The following is a 15,034-nucleotide window of genomic DNA, read 5'->3' as shown; positions in this document are numbered from 1 at the left end:
CGTTTGCACGTGTTTTTACATAAATTTTAGTTACATTTGTGGGGACTATATTCAAAACAAAAAGCTAATTAAGATGAACAGATTATTACTTACTGGTCTTCTCGTTGCGGCTGTCATAACTGCCAACGCACAAGACAACGCCACCAAAGATTCGCTCACTATGGAAAATATGATGCACAATATTCCTGAAGTGATGGTAAAAGGATCGCGCCCTATTGTCAAGGCAGAACGTGGTATGCTGTCGTACAATATGCCGTTGCTATTGAAGCAGTTGCCTGCCGACAATGCTTATGAGGCATTGACACGCATACCTGGTGTCAGCAATGCCACTGGCAACATATCCTTCTCGGGCAATGAGGTAACATTGATTGTCAACGGACAAGCCACCACATTGACACAAGAGCAACTGGCAGAGCGCCTTAAGGCAATGCCAGCCGCACAGTTGGCTAAAGCCGAAGTGATGCTTTCAGCCCCTGCCCGCTATCATGTGCGTGGCATGGCTATCAACATCGTTACGAAAGACTACGCAGGTACCAATCAGCTTTCGGGACAAATCATTGGTGGCATGCGGCAAAACAAATACGCCAATGAGTGTGGTAATTTATATCTTTCCTTGCAAAGAGGCAAGTTTGGACTTGACGCACAATATAAATATGTAAACGGCAATTCATACGGTGAGTCTTCACGCATAGCCAATCATCCACTTGACAACAATCGTATACACTATAATGATGAAACCGGGCAGAAGTCGTTTGGTATTACGCACGACTACCGACTGGGAATGAATTATGCCTTTAGCAAGAACCATCGTCTCGACGTTGCCTATACAGGACACTGGGACAAGACGTGCTCAAACAGCAACACCACAGGATCGAGCATTAGCGGAATGCATCATGACAGTCATGAGTATCTGCACAATGTGGATGTTAACTACTCGCTTCCTTTCGGACTCACCCTTAACGGTTCGTACACCTACTATCGCACGCCTCAGCAACAAGCCCTCGATGGTACGATAACTACGGAAAACAAAAATGAAACTGAACGCAACCTAACAAGCGGCAGTGAGCAGACCATCAACAAATGGATGTTCACTGCCGACCAAACTCATTCTTTGTCACATGGTTGGGGATTGTCGTATGGTGTGAAAGGGCAATTCACAAGCAACAAGAGTTATCAGACCACAATAGATAAGGATGGAACCATCCTGCCTGATGGAACAAGCAGCGTGGACAATAACGAGCGGATATGGAATATATATGCCGGTTTCAGCAAGCAGATAAACAAGGCCCTTAGTCTTGAAGCATCTGTTGCTGCCGAGCAATATCACTCGCCCGTATGGGATAAATGGCGCGTATATCCTACGCTCAATGCTTTGTGGAACGTCAACGACAACCATTTGCTCAATCTATCATTTAGCTCCAATTCCGAGTTCCCGAGCTATTGGTCAACTATGAGCAATGTGTTCTACTCGTCCACATACACCGAGATACATGGCAATCCCGATTTGAAACCCTTCTCTTATTACAATGTCAACCTTATGTGGCAGATAAAGCGACGTTATACGCTCATGGCTTTTGCAAGTCTGAAGCCCGACTATTTCGTTCAGTTGCCATATCAGACCACAGACCGCATGGCTGTGATAATGAAGGAAACCAACTTCGACTTTTCCAATAGTTATGGACTACAAGCATCTGCCATATTCAGTGCAGGCAAATGGCTCAACGGCAACGTGTTTGCAGTAGGAACCTACAAGCACGACAAGAGCTGTAATTTCTTCGACTTGCCGTTCAATCGCAAGAAACTGTCTGTTATACTTGGAGGTACTGCATCCGTAAAACTATGCAGCACGCAGGACTTGCGTCTTATTCTGAATCCTTTCTATCAGACTAAGGCCATACAAGGTGTTTACGACATAAGTCCTGTCTTCAGAATGAATGCCAAACTGCAATGGTCGTCGCATGACGGTAAATGGGGCGTGCGCCTAAATGGCAGCAACATCTTCAACAATCGGTTCGACACCCGTTCAGTACAAGGCAACCAAGACTACCGTATGAAGATAAACTACAACTGGGCGTCTGTCACCTTTGCAGTTATCTATAAGTTTGGTGGCTACAAGGAGAAGACAGTAAAGGAAGTGGATACATCACGCATGGGACACTAAGCAATAAGAAGACAACAATTCCAATATATATGCAGTTCTTTAAAGTTATCGTATCTTTTACGTTTGCTGCAACATAGAAAGGCACGGCAATAAAAAAGCACCCGAAACAGCATTGTCGAATAATTATCAGAAAAATAAATAGGTTGGAATGAAAATCTCAATTATTATTTGTAAATTTGCTACATTATAAAATTAGATATTTGATATGGCATATACAATAAGCGACAAGTTAGATTGGATTATGATCTTCATTTTGGAGTTCGGTCGAAAACACGGACTAACGATGAAGCAAGCGTTCAATTATCTCAACCGTTACCAAGGTATGGCATTCTTGGATAAGCATTACGACTATGTACATACTCAGTCTTTCAAATCAATGGTTGATGATATAACTGAATATTGCCATAAGAAAGGAGGCGGATTGCAATGAAACTATATCATGGTACAAATATTGACTTTGATAAAATAGATATATCCAAGTCTAAGCCCAATAAAGATTTTGGATGTGGCTTTTATCTTTCAGCAGATTTTGAACAAGCCAAAAATATGGCGAACATTAAAATTCTGATACTTATCAAAAGGTGATGGATGACAAGACAGGACTTTATTATCAAAGTCCAAGATATGTATTATCTTTCTTAGATAGTGAAATTAAGAACGGAAAGATTTGTTAAACAATATCAATTATTAGTGTTTAAAGTGCCATATCGGTCAAGCAAAGAGCACCATTCATTGGTTTGCCTTTGCTTGACCGATATTGTTATTTAGCGTTATCCTGCATAGCCTTCAGTTCTTTGTCTGTCATCTGCACATATAAAGAGACACCATAGAGGGTTGTTCCATCAGCTTCTATTCCCAACGGATGAACCATGCAGAAAGTTGGTTGAGCACCAAGGGTCCATCCCGTTATCTGGATGTATTCGTTGTTGTCAAGCAACAAAACTGTACGCGACGTACCATTGTACCTACCATTAAATGTATAAGCAACTTCCGTCTTCTTTACAGCACCACCGGAAATGTCTGAACGATAATACGTTGTCAGTTTCGTGTCACTATCAAAATAGTAATTTTCTGGAGCTAAGCCTAACATGTTGCTGTAATATTCAGCAGACTTTCTTTTGCCGTTCTTGTCTATTTCCCATGTGGCATAGTGCTTCCATCCATGCCCAATGAACATCTTGTTAAAGTCCGCTTGGCCTATGCCACCGCCATCACCAAAGCAGTTTCCATTGTCACTGAAAGAGTACGCAACTCCATGATTGTCCAATACATGAGCCCATTCTTGCTCCATTGTTTCCTCTACGTCATCATTACATGATGCAAAAAATAATGATGCAAAAAGAACTAATACAAGTCCTACGAAAGATTTTAGATTTTTCATATCGATATTTGTTTATAACGCTTGCAAATATACAAAAAGTGCAAGAAAAAACACACACATTGTAAAAAAATAGTTATATTTACAACAAATACTAACCACAACAAATGGTAAGTCTACTTTATGAATTCCTAAGTTGCCAATATGATAACTATGCAATCCATTACAGCCTTACGTGGACGCGGGATTATGCTTTCTTAAATATATAAACCATAACAAGGTTTAGCTCGGGCACTCTATTTTGTATATTCAGATATTTTTTGTATATTCGCATCGTAATAGAAAATAACCCACGAGTATGGCAAGAAAACTATATCCTTTAGGCATACAGACATTCTCGGAAATCCGCACGAATGACAATCTTTATATAGACAAGACTGCCTATATATATCGTATGGCGAATACTGACGGCAAATTCATCTTCTTGAGTCGTCCACGCAGATTCGGCAAGTCGCTTCTTGTCTCCACATTGCAGAGCTATTTTGAGGGACGCAAGGAACTCTTCAAGGGGTTGGCAATAGACAGATTGGAAAAGGAGTGGACAGAATATCCCGTGCTTCATTTCGACCTTTCGGGTGGCAAGCATCAGGAAGAAGACCAGCTGAACAGATACCTTGACTATATTCTTAAAGAAAATGAACGCAGGTTCGGCATAGAATGTGACGCTGTGGATGCAAATGTGCGCCTGGCAAATCTCATATCTTCCGTCTATAATAAGACGGGCAAGCAGGTGGTTGTGCTTATTGATGAGTATGACGCTCCGTTGCTGGATGTGGCTCATCAAGACGAGCGGCTTGAAAGCTTGCGATATATTATGCGCAACTTCTACAGTCCGTTGAAGCAGTGTGAGCCGATGTTGCGATTCGTGTTCCTTACGGGTATCACTAAATTCTCACAACTCAGCATCTTCAGCGAACTGAACAACATCACCAATATCAGCATGGACGAAGCCTATGCCGGCATTTGCGGCATCACCAAGGAAGAATTGCTCACACAGATGTCTGACGATATTGATCGTCTTGCCGAAAAAATGTCCATCACCAGAGAAGAAGCCATACTACAGCTTACAGACAATTACGACGGTTATCATTTCACGTATCCGTCGCCCGACATTTTCAATCCTTACAGTCTGCTGAATTGTTTCTCAAAAGAGAAAATAGGGGCTTATTGGTTTGGCTCGGGCACTCCGACGTTCCTGATAGAGATGATGCGCAAGTTTAAGGTTCTCCCCTCAAGCATCGGCAATATCTACGCCAAGCTGTCGTCGTTCGACGCTTCCACGGAGAACATGACTTCCATTATACCCTTGTTATACCAGAGTGGATACATCACGATAAAGGACTATGACAAGGAGTTGAAACTCTACAAACTCGACATACCAAATAAGGAAATAAGCATCGGACTATATGAGAGTCTGTTGCCGAATTATGTTACAACGGAGATAGATGAAGGCAAGGTTGTAATAGCTCGGATGTCGGCTTTCATAAACAGTGGTGACATTGACGGAGCATTGAGTTTGCTTCAGACTTTCCTTGCTACTGTGCCTTATTGCGACAATACGCTCTATGAGGGTCATTATCAGCAGATGCTCTACATCATCTTCGCCCTTCTGACAGACTATCGCATCCTTGTGGAGCAGCGCACGGCAAAGGGTCGCACAGACATCACTCTCGAAACCCATGACCATGTGTTCATAATTGAGCTGAAGTTTGACAAGACTGCAAATGAGGCACTTGAGCAAATAGAAGCAAAGCGTTATGCTGACGCATTCGCTCTGAGTGGCAAGAAAGTGGTGAAAGTAGGAATCGCTTTCAGTGTGAAGGACGAACGGAACATTACGGAATGGATAATCAGATAGAAAGAATATCGGTCAGGCAAAGAGCTGTCATCTTTGCTTGACCGATGTTTTATTTTAGGGAATCCCAATGAAGATGTATCCCTTACATTCTGTTCTTCTGACTTTCTCCTGCACCCGTTCCCTTATACTTGCTTCTCGTAGTATTGAATTTATAGCGGACAGTCAGTGATATTTTGCTTGTTGAGAATTCATCGAAGATAGTTTCCTTCAGTTTGCCGTACTTGCCTATTATGTGACTGTCGTTCGTGCCAAACACGTCGTTGACATAAAGCTGGATGGTCAGGCAGTCTTTCAGAAAGCCCTTGTATATAGACAGGTCGGTGTTGAACATCGGCTTGTAGATGTAATGGTTCTCCTCATATCCCTTTGTGATGTAAGTCATCATAACGGAGAACATCGCCCATTTCGTATCGAAGGTGTTGTTGAGTTTTAGCTCAGCTACAGGCTTGTTAAGATAATGTCCGTCCCTTGTCTCCAGCTCGAACCACTGCTTCTCAACCATTGCTGACAGCATAGGATGCCAGATGCCAATGGCAGGCTGCAAGGTGAGCATAGAAGACATATTGTTGTAAGATTTGCCATTTATCATCCTCATCAATCCTATGGTGGCATTGTCCTTATACATCTCTACTGTCTGATATATCGGATTGGATACATGTTCATAAGTCAGGTTGAAAGTCAGCCATTTGTAGGCGAGGTCGTAACTGATGTCTCTTGAAATCTCTGAGACAAGAAACGGATTGCCGGTCTCGTATGTATAGTGGTTGCTGTATTGCACGCCGCTTCTTAAAACCCAGTAGTTAGGACGATCGATGTCGGCTGCATAGCTCAGCTGCATCTGTACATTGCCGAAAGGCATCGAAAGGCTGAGAGACGGAAACCACTCGCCATAAGTCTTGCTTTGCTCCGCCATATACTTACCATTGTCATAATATTTGAAGTCCACATTCTCGTATCTCAAACCCGCTTCCATGTTCAGCTTGCCGAAGTCGCGATTATAGGTTACGAACGCAGAAGCCATGCCTTCCTTTATGCGGTCTATTACATTGTCGGCAAGAGTGTTCGGGATTATGGCGTAGTTGGTATTGCGGTTTGTGAACGAATACTCGCCTCCTACCGACAAGTCACCACCCAAAAGCGGATAAGAGAGCACCATTTTGGAAGCTATCAAGCGGTTGTACTTTGAAGTGGTACTGTTTACAAGTTGGTTTTGCATATCCGAGTTCACTTCCTGATAATGCTCATTTATATTGTTTTTATTGTTTCCTTTCGACCAAAACCAATCGGTATTGAAGTCAACACCCAATTTACCAACCTTACCTACATAATATATATTACTTGACAAGTTGCTATTCTGCCCAAACTCCGATCTAATAGAAGTGTTGTTCTCCGTCAAATCTTCATCTCTCAGCACAGAGCCTTCCGTCTTTCCGTCTGTTATCAGCTTTGGATTGCGCAAGAAACTAAAGCTTGCTCCAAACGAATTGTTGTCGTCAAACTGATAACTGACATTCAGTCGAGAACTAAAAGTTTCGGTTTTGTTTTTCCAACGTGTTTTGTCCTGTTGGTTCCATGTCTTGTCGAGATATGTCATTTGCTGCAAGTCTTTCTCGTCTGGCGATGATTGTTTTGCGCCATAGGCGTAAGCGCCAAGCTCCAATCCTTGCTTGCGGTAATACATATTCAGCCTGCCATATCCTCCAATGTTCTTTTTCTCATCGTACGATCCTTCTGTTGTAGCGTCAAATCCGAATCCGTCGCCTTGTATCTTCTTTGTGGTGATACGTATAACAGCCTTAGTGCTTGCAGCATAACGAGCACCTGGGTTGGATATTACCTCTACCGACTTGATGTTGTCCGAACTCAAGCGGTCGAGTTCGCTTCTGTCTCTCATCTGTCGTCCATTGATATATATTATAGGCTCGCCACGTCCAAACACCTTGATATTGCCATTTTGTGCAGATACGTTAGGTATGCGGTCGAGCAGATGCTCCATTGTTCCTGCCTTTTCAAGTACAGACCCAGCAACTGTTGTTGTCATTCCACCATTCTTAAGGATAGTCTTAGGCATAGATGATTTCACCACCACTTCGCCTAATATCTTGCTGTCTGCCATCATCTTTATCACACCGGCATTCTCTCCCGCACAGTCCTTCCATACTGTCTTGTATCCAACAGACGTAACCTTGATTATTCCATTGTTGCAAGGCGAATCGATGGTAAAATGTCCATCCTCACCACTCACAACACCTTTAACAAAAGCAGAATCCTGCCTATTCAAAAGCACAACATTGGCAAATGCCAAAGGTTGGTCCTTCTCATCCACAATCTTTCCCTTGATATCCTGTGCCATCATCGGTGATATAGCCGAGAAGCATAGAAACGTTATGAGCATTTTCTTATTCATAGTTTCTATATTCTATTTCGCTGGGTGCAAAGGTAAATAATTTGTAAGAAGAACAATAAATATTTGTTTTTTTTTTGTAATTTAAATCTAAATAAATGTATAGTTGTAAAGTTATCGATAATTATTTGTATATTTGCCACATTATTATATATACACAGTAGTAAACCAATAAATACATTTTCGCTAATGAGATATCTTGACCCAAAAGCTGATCTTACATTCAAGAAGATATTCGGTGAGCATAAGGATTTGCTCATCAGTCTTCTCAATGCTCTGTTGCCATTGGCAGATGACGAGCAGATAGAGAGCGTGGAGTATCTCTCGCCTGAGCTTGTGCCTGATACTTACGTAGGCAAGAACAGCATTGTGGATGTAAGATGTCGTGATGTAAAGAACAGGCAGTTTATTGTGGAGATGCAAATGTTGTGGACTGAAGCGTTCAAGCAACGTGTGCTGTTCAATGCTTCCAAGGCTTTTGTGCGTCAGCTTGACAAGAAGCGTAAGTATGAGTTTTTGCAACCAGTCTACTCGCTCAATCTTGTCAATGAGATTTTCATGAAGGAATATCCCGATGAGTTTATCCATAACTATAATGTTGTGCATGAGTTGCATAGCGATGAGATTATTGACGGACTGCATTTCACATTCGTGGAGCTTCCTAAGTTCCAGGCACATTCCATCAGAGAAAAGAAAATGGCTGTGCTGTGGCTTAGATTCCTTACAGAGATAGACGAGCAGACAAAGGTAGTGCCGCAAGAACTGTTGGATAATCCCGAAACCTCCAAAGCTCTAAAGACAGTAGAGGAATCGGCTATGTCGAAAGACGAATTGCTCGCCTATGAGGACTTTTGGGATAAACTCGGTGCAGAACGCTTGTTGTTTGTCGATTCTAATAAGCGAAGCATGGAGGAAGGCAGAGCCGAGGGACGTAAAGAAGGTTTGGCAGAAGGCGTTGCCAAGGGACGAGCTGAAGTAGCAAGGAATCTGCTGAACATGGGAATGTCTGTTGAAGACATCTCTAAAGCTACAGGAATTTCTAAAGATGAAATAGAGCGATATTCTTGTTAAGGGAGTAAAAAATATCGGTCAAGCAAATGCCAATCATTCATTGGTTTGTCTTTGCTTGACCGATTTTTATTACTTTATAATGGATATACCCTCTTCGGTGCTATTCAACACTTTGCCAAGTTTATGCTTCTTGTCAGCATTCTTACGGAAAGTATATCTTAGAATTACCCATGGACGGATTTTTTGGTCCTTGTAATGATTCTCTACTACAGAGTGGAAAGACCCGTCAACAGTCGTTGTCTTACTTTTATATTCGCCAGTGACATGCTGTAAGCAGACACCAATATAGAAGTCAGGTGTGAAATTGTAGTTCACTTGTAGATTGGCAACTGACGGATGCGAATATGTGGTGCATGCCAATGCCGTGTAATCTCTTGAATTGTAATCTATATCGCCATAGAATGAAAAGTCTTTCACTTGTGCGTTAAAGCCAAATGAAACATAGGTTGAGCTTTTAGCTTTGTGCCCCATGAAATAATAGGCTTTCCAACCGCCACCTGCATACACTCGTCCCCACTTAAAACGATAACTCAAATCAGCTCCTGCAGATATTTGGGCAAAATGTCCAGTATTTGCATAAGTGCTATAATAAACGCCCCCATCTGAATGGCCATAGTTTTCTATCACATCACTTATGTATTTATAGTCAGCAACAGGTGTGAAGTACAGCTTGCCGACATTCAATGTATATGACATGGAGGCGCTATGTGTCATTTGTGGCTTTAGATTCGGGTTGCCTATGCTTACAAACAAAGAGTCGGTTGATGTATTGTAAGGGTTCAGATATGCAACATTTGGAGCTGTATTTGAAAGTTGATAACTTAAGCGGACGGAGTTGTGTTTGTTAGCTACCCATGTAATACTTGTATTGCACCTTGGACGAAAATAGTTATAGTTGGCGTCACCTGCCTTTGCCCATATACCTTCCATTCCAATTGAAGCATTATAGTGTAGATGCTTGAGAGAGCCACCATAACCCACATATACATATTGGTTATAGCTATAATGTTTGAATATTGGATTTTCACCAATGGCGTTATTGATGTCATCCATGATGAGCGTGTTGTGGCTTCCTGCTATCAGCGAACTGTTGTTGGCATATTCTTTTGAATAGTCAATATTGAAACTTCCGGAATGACGTTTGTTGTTATATAGTGTATTTGCATCGATTTGTTGCTTTTCATAAGAGTCTGTGCGATTGGCATTATAATCATTCTTATTGAAATTGTACGCTAAACGCAATTCTAAATCACTACTTTTTGAAAATGAATGTTTGTAATACAGACTCGTGGTGAGAATATTGCTTTTGTTCGTGTCGAAGGATTGGAAACTATACCACTGTGAAATATCAGTAGTATAATTTCCATGAGCCGAGGTATTTCCTTTAGTAGTATTATATGAGTCATATAGTTGAGCTGCAAAATAATCATTAGGAGTAATCTGATACTTCAGCAACAACTCACCTATCCATTTATTGGCATCACTACGAGTTGACTGGTCATAAGTCTGTTTATAACCAGTATTCGTGCGGTTAACGAATGATTCTACATCTTCATGGTATTTATAGTGATAGGCTGCTCTGCCGTAAAGACTAATCTTATGGTTTCCTATTTCAAAATACCCCACACCAAAACCATTATCAAGAGGAATTTCATGACGTGTTGCTCCTTCAAGCCATAAGTATGGTTTGGTATGCTTTTTCAATCTAATATTCAGAATGCTCGTAACACCTTCTTGCAGATAACGTGCAGATACAGAGTTTACAACCTCAACAGACTCAATGTCAGCTGGAGAAATCGGTCCAATACCAGAGTTAATCATGTTGCCGTTGATAAGAATCAAAGGCGCTTTTCCGTTTAACATTTTTACAGATGAAGTGTTGGCATCAGATATGATGGCAGGTATCTCTTGCAAAGCCCTGAATGGATTGCTCATTTTCTTTGCATCTGACGACAGATAGAATATTTCACCATTGGCAGTCCTTTTTACAATCTGACTACGGTCGGCTACAATCGTCACCTCGTCAATTTCTTTTGTTTCTTCTTTTAGTCTATAGGTACGTTTTGTTGTATCTTTTATACTAAGAGAATCGCATATTGCTTGGTAGCCTAAGCACGTAACCTCTACGATATAATCACCGGCAGGAATATCCTTTATGGTAAAACTGCCATCCTTGTAAGAAGAAGTAGTTTTGAAAATATTTCCATTTTGTATAAGCAGAATATATCCATTCGCTATACCAACCTTGCCGTTCTTCGACACAATTTCTCCATGAAATACATTTTGGGCATGTGAAAATGCTACGTTTACCAGCATGAAGAAAAGTATGACAACTCTATTGTTTATATGGTTCATAATGATTAATTATTGGAAGTTTGCTTACTCATATAGCTTTTCAACACAGGTTTCTTTATGCATATCTGTTGTTAGGTCTGCAAGTCCCTATTGTCTTTGTAAAACAATATAAGCATTTTAATTCATAGTTTCTTTTTTTTATTTCGCTGGGTGCAAAGGTAAATAATTTGTAAGAAAAACAATAAATGGTTGATTTGGTATCAGAGGGAACATTGCTGCCTTTCGCTAAAGAGTCTGCTGAACGAGATAAATTCTTGGTATATGAGAGAACGAATTAGAGATAAAAGTCGTCTTGAATACATCGGTCAAGCAAATGCCAATCATTCATTGGTTTTTCTTTGCTTGACCGATATTTTTATTGTTTCGAACTATAGCGTAATTTCCTTTGTGCCATTCTTCTTATAGTATCCATACAAGGCAATGGAAATTATCATAAGAATCCCGATATAGATGCAGTTCCTTAAGGTCACTGTGTCTTTAACGTTTGCCGCAACATAGAAAGGCACGGCAATGAAAAACACCCGAGACAACATACGTGCTATATCTGAGAAATAAGCCTTCTTGAACATTGTACGTGTAACATTCTCGTCAAATCCTTTATACTTCTCGATGAAGGCTTGTTTCTTAAGCTCATAGTCACGACTATAGTGCTTGCCTATGGCAAACCAAATAAGTGCCCATGCCAGGAAGAAAGCACCAGATATTAAGCCTCCTGTTTCCTCATCCAAGAGATCACTGAAAGGGGAATCTGTAAAGGTCATGAACGAACCAAACAAAACAACAAGAAAAAGTATCCATACTCCCATGGATATCATCCCATTCTTAATGTGTCTATCCATATTTTGCCGTTTTAAATTGTTAGTTATTGAAAGGTATTCACTTATGCAAAGTTATGTAAATTTATCAGAAAAACAAATAGGTTGGGATGATTTTTTCGATAGTTATTTGTCTGTCATCTGCTCATATATTGAGACGCCATATATACCTTTAGTTTGCCTCAATATAATGTCCTAATCGGTCGGCTCTTGTTCCATCAGTAAAAAGATAAAAGATGCCACATTGATTTTCTATGACAAAGACTTCTGTATAAGTGAAATCTGGATGTTTTGTATGTAATGTGTCAAGCACACGACTCGGTACAGTAGTGCCTTCTGGCAAGGCATATCTTGTCTCCTTCCATTTTGAATCAATATTGTGTGAATCGAACAATACCGACTTTAACACTCCGTTGTGCATAATTAGATAGTTGTCATAGCCCAGATCGTTTATATATCCAAGTACTGTAGCATCTCTATAATGTTCTGATATCCAGTCTATATCTGTAGGGAGCGGTCTTACGTAAGCGTTATCGTTAAGTTCATATTCGCAAGACTTGAGCACCGTGCCATTGCTGTCGATAACAAGTGTGTGGATCCAGTTCTTATTCATTGAAGAATCTTGAACAATATAACACAACTCATAGTTTTTTCCACTTATACATGCTTGTGATATTTCCTTTATCTTCCAGAATTCGTATTTGACAGATTTAGGAAGTTCTTTGTAAAATCTCTGTCGCACATTGTCTGGTAAATTATTAATGTCTGATAAAGTAAGCAAACTACGGTTCCATACATTATCTACATACACCACAAGCAATTCATTCCCAGCCTTGTCCTTGCAATGGACAAAAGTTTCCTGTTGCCCCGTGTGACGATAGAATTCAGTTCCTGTATATACTTGCTCTATGTTGTTTGTTCCGTAGCGATTGTTGAAATCCTTGGCTATTACCTCTGGCAAACTATTGTAATTTACAGGTGTCTCATTTTCTGAATTACATGAAGATAAGATAATGGTAATTGCTGCAACCAGTACGCACAATAAGTGTTTTGTTTCTGATAAATTCATTCTATTTGATTATTACGTTTTTAATTCTATGCAAGGACGCTGGTCCAAGAACATATCTTTATTTCGGTACAAAGGTACTATTTTTTTATAAATACAATGATTCCTTATGCGAAAAAAATGCTGTGTGAACCGTCAGAATAGCAGGTTAAAGTGATTATGCTTCATTTATTGTCGCAGCATCATTTTGTGGATAAACTAAAATACAGTATATTTGCAAAATAAATTGAACTTTTCTCATAAGAAAAGAAATATACTATAAGAGTTCATATCTCTCTACATGTTAAATTATTAATTGCTGATAACTATGAGACTGAAGCCAAAACTCCTCAATGTAATAATAATTGGATTGACAATGTTCCTTTCAATGCAAACAGCTTTTGCAGCTTGCAAACTGTCATTTGCCGCTCAACAAAAGAAGGTAGCGACAATTAGCAAAAAGAAAGTCGCTGGTGGTAAGAAGAAAATCTATCGCAAGGCTTCGATGCGGAAATTTTCCCCAAAAGAACTAAATCAAATTATGCGAACACTTGAAAGGAAGTATTTGTCTGCAGACAATTCTTCAGCCTTTCGAAATGTCGTTGGATTTGGAATAGGAGACAACTCCATAGATGTTACACTCCGTTGGAACACTAAGGAGAAGCAACAGGAGTTTCGTAATCAGATATACAACTCGTCTGTCATTAAGTTTGGAGACAAACTCGACCCTATTATAAATAACAAAACAGGAGTAAGCTCTTATAATGGTATTTCCATTAAGGCAGAGACTCCCTCCTATCCTTTGGGTAGTACAGAAATCAAAATCACTATTACCAACCATAGTGGCAAAGAATTCATGTATGGCGAAGCATATTGCATCACAGCCCAAGGTGCGGATGGTAATTGGTTTATTTTACCAACTGACTGCCTATTCAAGGCTGTTGGGCATATATTAAGCGACGGTCAAAGCGGCACCATAACTGCTCATCTTTTTCCCGATATTCTGCCAAACAAGCCTGGCGTCTATCGATTCTTCTACGAAGATAACATAGATGGCAATAATGTGCTGCTTATGACAACATTTGAGTTGGAGTGAATAATAAAATAATGCTTATGAATAAAATATTGCTTATGAAAAAGCTTTTCAGTCTATTGGCTTTTTGTTTGTTTGCCGCATGCGTCCATTCCCAAGAGGTGGTGGACACGGTAAGTGTGCGTGTGCAGTATCGTGCATTATATAAACACACACTGGAGCAAAAGGAAGCGTATGATGATATAAATCTGTTGGATATAGGCAGTCATTCGTCTCGGTTTTATAGCCAACGTTTTGAGCATTTTCTGCATCAACGCGACTCTGTAAAGAGTGTGAATACCGACCCTATGAGCTATTTGCAATTCTTGGCAAATACGTTTGGATCTAAGAAAGGACGCGAGTATGAAGTTTATAAGCATATTCCGCAGAGGGGCACTCTCACTTATACGGATGTCCTGCACAATGAGTTTTTCTTCTGTTATGAAGAATCTATTCCGACGTTTTCTTGGGAACTTGCCGAGGGTGATACTATTATTATAGGTTATCCCTGCCATAAAGCCGTTTGTCAGTTCCGTGGACGCACTTGGACAGCATGGTATTCGTTGGACTTGCCTTTTGATAATGGTCCATGGAAGTTAGGTGGTTTGCCAGGACTAATACTGGCTGCTTCTGAAAGCCGACATGAATTCTCGTTTGTTGCCACAGGCATAGAGCAGATGCGGCAAACAGCAACCATCAGCTTTCACCCCAAGCGTTACTTGCGTTCAACTCCTGCCAAGTTGCAACGTCTGCTTGAAGATTACTGGAAAGACCAATGGAATACTACAAACCGCTTGCAAGGCAGTGGATATAGTGAACCGCCTAAGGCACAACGGACTTTCAATGCATGTTTAATGGACAAATATGAATAAGTG

The 15,034-nt window shown here is 40.5% G+C and carries 11 protein-coding genes and 1 pseudogene; 7 read left to right on the top strand and 5 right to left on the bottom strand.

Annotated elements, in window-relative coordinates; all coding sequences use genetic code 11:
- The first annotated feature begins 73 nt into the window (after positions 1 to 73).
- The 3 genes and pseudogenes from C9991_RS09120 to C9991_RS09110 form a co-directional block, all read left to right on the top strand.
- Positions 74 to 2,161, top strand: coding sequence for an outer membrane beta-barrel protein (locus tag C9991_RS09120; protein WP_106812243.1), 2,088 nt, complete (start codon positions 74 to 76; stop codon positions 2,159 to 2,161).
- A 205-nt stretch (positions 2,162 to 2,366) separates the two neighbouring features.
- Positions 2,367 to 2,591, top strand: coding sequence for a DUF3791 domain-containing protein (locus C9991_RS09115; protein WP_106812242.1), 225 nt, complete (start codon positions 2,367 to 2,369; stop codon positions 2,589 to 2,591).
- Positions 2,588 to 2,734, top strand: a pseudogene (locus tag C9991_RS09110) (DUF3990 domain-containing protein); the annotation flags it as partial. The gene C9991_RS09115 and the pseudogene C9991_RS09110, both read left to right, overlap by 4 nt.
- Before the next feature lie 187 nt (positions 2,735 to 2,921).
- Here C9991_RS09110 and C9991_RS09105 read toward each other — a convergent pair.
- Positions 2,922 to 3,542, bottom strand: coding sequence for a hypothetical protein (locus C9991_RS09105; RefSeq protein WP_157949427.1), 621 nt, complete (start codon positions 3,540 to 3,542; stop codon positions 2,922 to 2,924).
- Between the two features lie 295 nt (positions 3,543 to 3,837).
- Between C9991_RS09105 and C9991_RS09100 the strand changes: the two genes are divergently transcribed.
- Entirely contained in the window at positions 3,838 to 5,397 is a 1,560-nt protein-coding gene (locus tag C9991_RS09100) for an ATP-binding protein (protein WP_106812239.1), read from the top strand.
- A gap of 82 nt (positions 5,398 to 5,479) precedes the next feature.
- Here C9991_RS09100 and C9991_RS09095 read toward each other — a convergent pair whose 3' ends face one another.
- Positions 5,480 to 7,804 (bottom strand): TonB-dependent receptor domain-containing protein, encoded by a 2,325-nt coding sequence (locus C9991_RS09095; RefSeq protein ID WP_106812238.1) that lies wholly within the window; start codon positions 7,802 to 7,804, stop codon positions 5,480 to 5,482.
- A gap of 186 nt (positions 7,805 to 7,990) precedes the next feature.
- Between C9991_RS09095 and C9991_RS09090 the strand changes: the two genes are divergently transcribed.
- The gene (locus tag C9991_RS09090; RefSeq protein WP_106812237.1) at positions 7,991 to 8,872 is read left to right on the top strand and encodes an Rpn family recombination-promoting nuclease/putative transposase; all 882 of its coding nucleotides are present in this window, start codon (positions 7,991 to 7,993) and stop codon (positions 8,870 to 8,872) included.
- Positions 8,873 to 8,941: 69 nt separating this feature from the next.
- Here the strand turns inward: C9991_RS09090 and C9991_RS09085 are convergent, their stop codons facing one another.
- The 3 genes from C9991_RS09085 to C9991_RS09075 all read right to left on the bottom strand — a co-directional run bounded on the left by C9991_RS09085 (position 8,942) and on the right by C9991_RS09075 (position 13,111).
- Positions 8,942 to 11,227 (bottom strand): TonB-dependent receptor, encoded by a 2,286-nt coding sequence (locus tag C9991_RS09085; protein ID WP_106812236.1) that lies wholly within the window; start codon positions 11,225 to 11,227, stop codon positions 8,942 to 8,944.
- A gap of 368 nt (positions 11,228 to 11,595) precedes the next feature.
- Complete coding sequence (locus C9991_RS09080; protein WP_106812235.1) at positions 11,596 to 12,066, bottom strand: hypothetical protein; 471 nt, start codon at positions 12,064 to 12,066, stop codon at positions 11,596 to 11,598.
- A gap of 148 nt (positions 12,067 to 12,214) precedes the next feature.
- Positions 12,215 to 13,111 (bottom strand): hypothetical protein, encoded by an 897-nt coding sequence (locus C9991_RS09075; RefSeq protein WP_232823290.1) that lies wholly within the window; start codon positions 13,109 to 13,111, stop codon positions 12,215 to 12,217.
- 304 nt (positions 13,112 to 13,415) lie between these two features.
- Here C9991_RS09075 and C9991_RS09070 point away from each other — a divergent pair, with 304 nt between their 5' ends.
- Both C9991_RS09070 and C9991_RS09065 read left to right on the top strand, forming a co-directional pair.
- Positions 13,416 to 14,183 (top strand): immunoglobulin-like domain-containing protein, encoded by a 768-nt coding sequence (locus C9991_RS09070; RefSeq protein WP_106812233.1) that lies wholly within the window; start codon positions 13,416 to 13,418, stop codon positions 14,181 to 14,183.
- 17 nt (positions 14,184 to 14,200) lie between these two features.
- Positions 14,201 to 15,031 (top strand): GLPGLI family protein, encoded by an 831-nt coding sequence (locus C9991_RS09065; protein WP_198643773.1) that lies wholly within the window; start codon positions 14,201 to 14,203, stop codon positions 15,029 to 15,031.
- The last annotated feature ends 3 nt before the right edge of the window (positions 15,032 to 15,034 follow it).

It is taken from the genome of Prevotella merdae (genome assembly GCF_900290275.1).
GTDB lineage: Bacteria > Bacteroidota > Bacteroidia > Bacteroidales > Bacteroidaceae > Prevotella > Prevotella merdae.
This window is presented reverse-complemented; position numbering and strand designations above follow the sequence as displayed.

What these genes read in the sequence shown, in the direction of transcription:
- C9991_RS09120 (WP_106812243.1), top strand. Translation starts at nt 74, where the DNA reads ATGAACAGATTATTACTTACTGGTCTTCTCGTTGCGGCTGTCATAACT.
- C9991_RS09090 (WP_106812237.1), top strand. Translation starts at nt 7,991, where the DNA reads ATGAGATATCTTGACCCAAAAGCTGATCTTACATTCAAGAAGATATTC.
- C9991_RS09075 (WP_232823290.1), bottom strand. Translation starts at nt 13,111, where the DNA reads ATGAATTTATCAGAAACAAAACACTTATTGTGCGTACTGGTTGCAGCA.
- C9991_RS09105 (WP_157949427.1), bottom strand. Translation starts at nt 3,542, where the DNA reads ATGAAAAATCTAAAATCTTTCGTAGGACTTGTATTAGTTCTTTTTGCA.
- C9991_RS09115 (WP_106812242.1), top strand. Translation starts at nt 2,367, where the DNA reads ATGGCATATACAATAAGCGACAAGTTAGATTGGATTATGATCTTCATT.
- C9991_RS09085 (WP_106812236.1), bottom strand. Translation starts at nt 11,227, where the DNA reads ATGAACCATATAAACAATAGAGTTGTCATACTTTTCTTCATGCTGGTA.
- C9991_RS09100 (WP_106812239.1), top strand. Translation starts at nt 3,838, where the DNA reads ATGGCAAGAAAACTATATCCTTTAGGCATACAGACATTCTCGGAAATC.
- C9991_RS09070 (WP_106812233.1), top strand. Translation starts at nt 13,416, where the DNA reads ATGAGACTGAAGCCAAAACTCCTCAATGTAATAATAATTGGATTGACA.
- C9991_RS09080 (WP_106812235.1), bottom strand. Translation starts at nt 12,066, where the DNA reads ATGGATAGACACATTAAGAATGGGATGATATCCATGGGAGTATGGATA.
- C9991_RS09095 (WP_106812238.1), bottom strand. Translation starts at nt 7,804, where the DNA reads ATGAATAAGAAAATGCTCATAACGTTTCTATGCTTCTCGGCTATATCA.
- C9991_RS09065 (WP_198643773.1), top strand. Translation starts at nt 14,201, where the DNA reads ATGAATAAAATATTGCTTATGAAAAAGCTTTTCAGTCTATTGGCTTTT.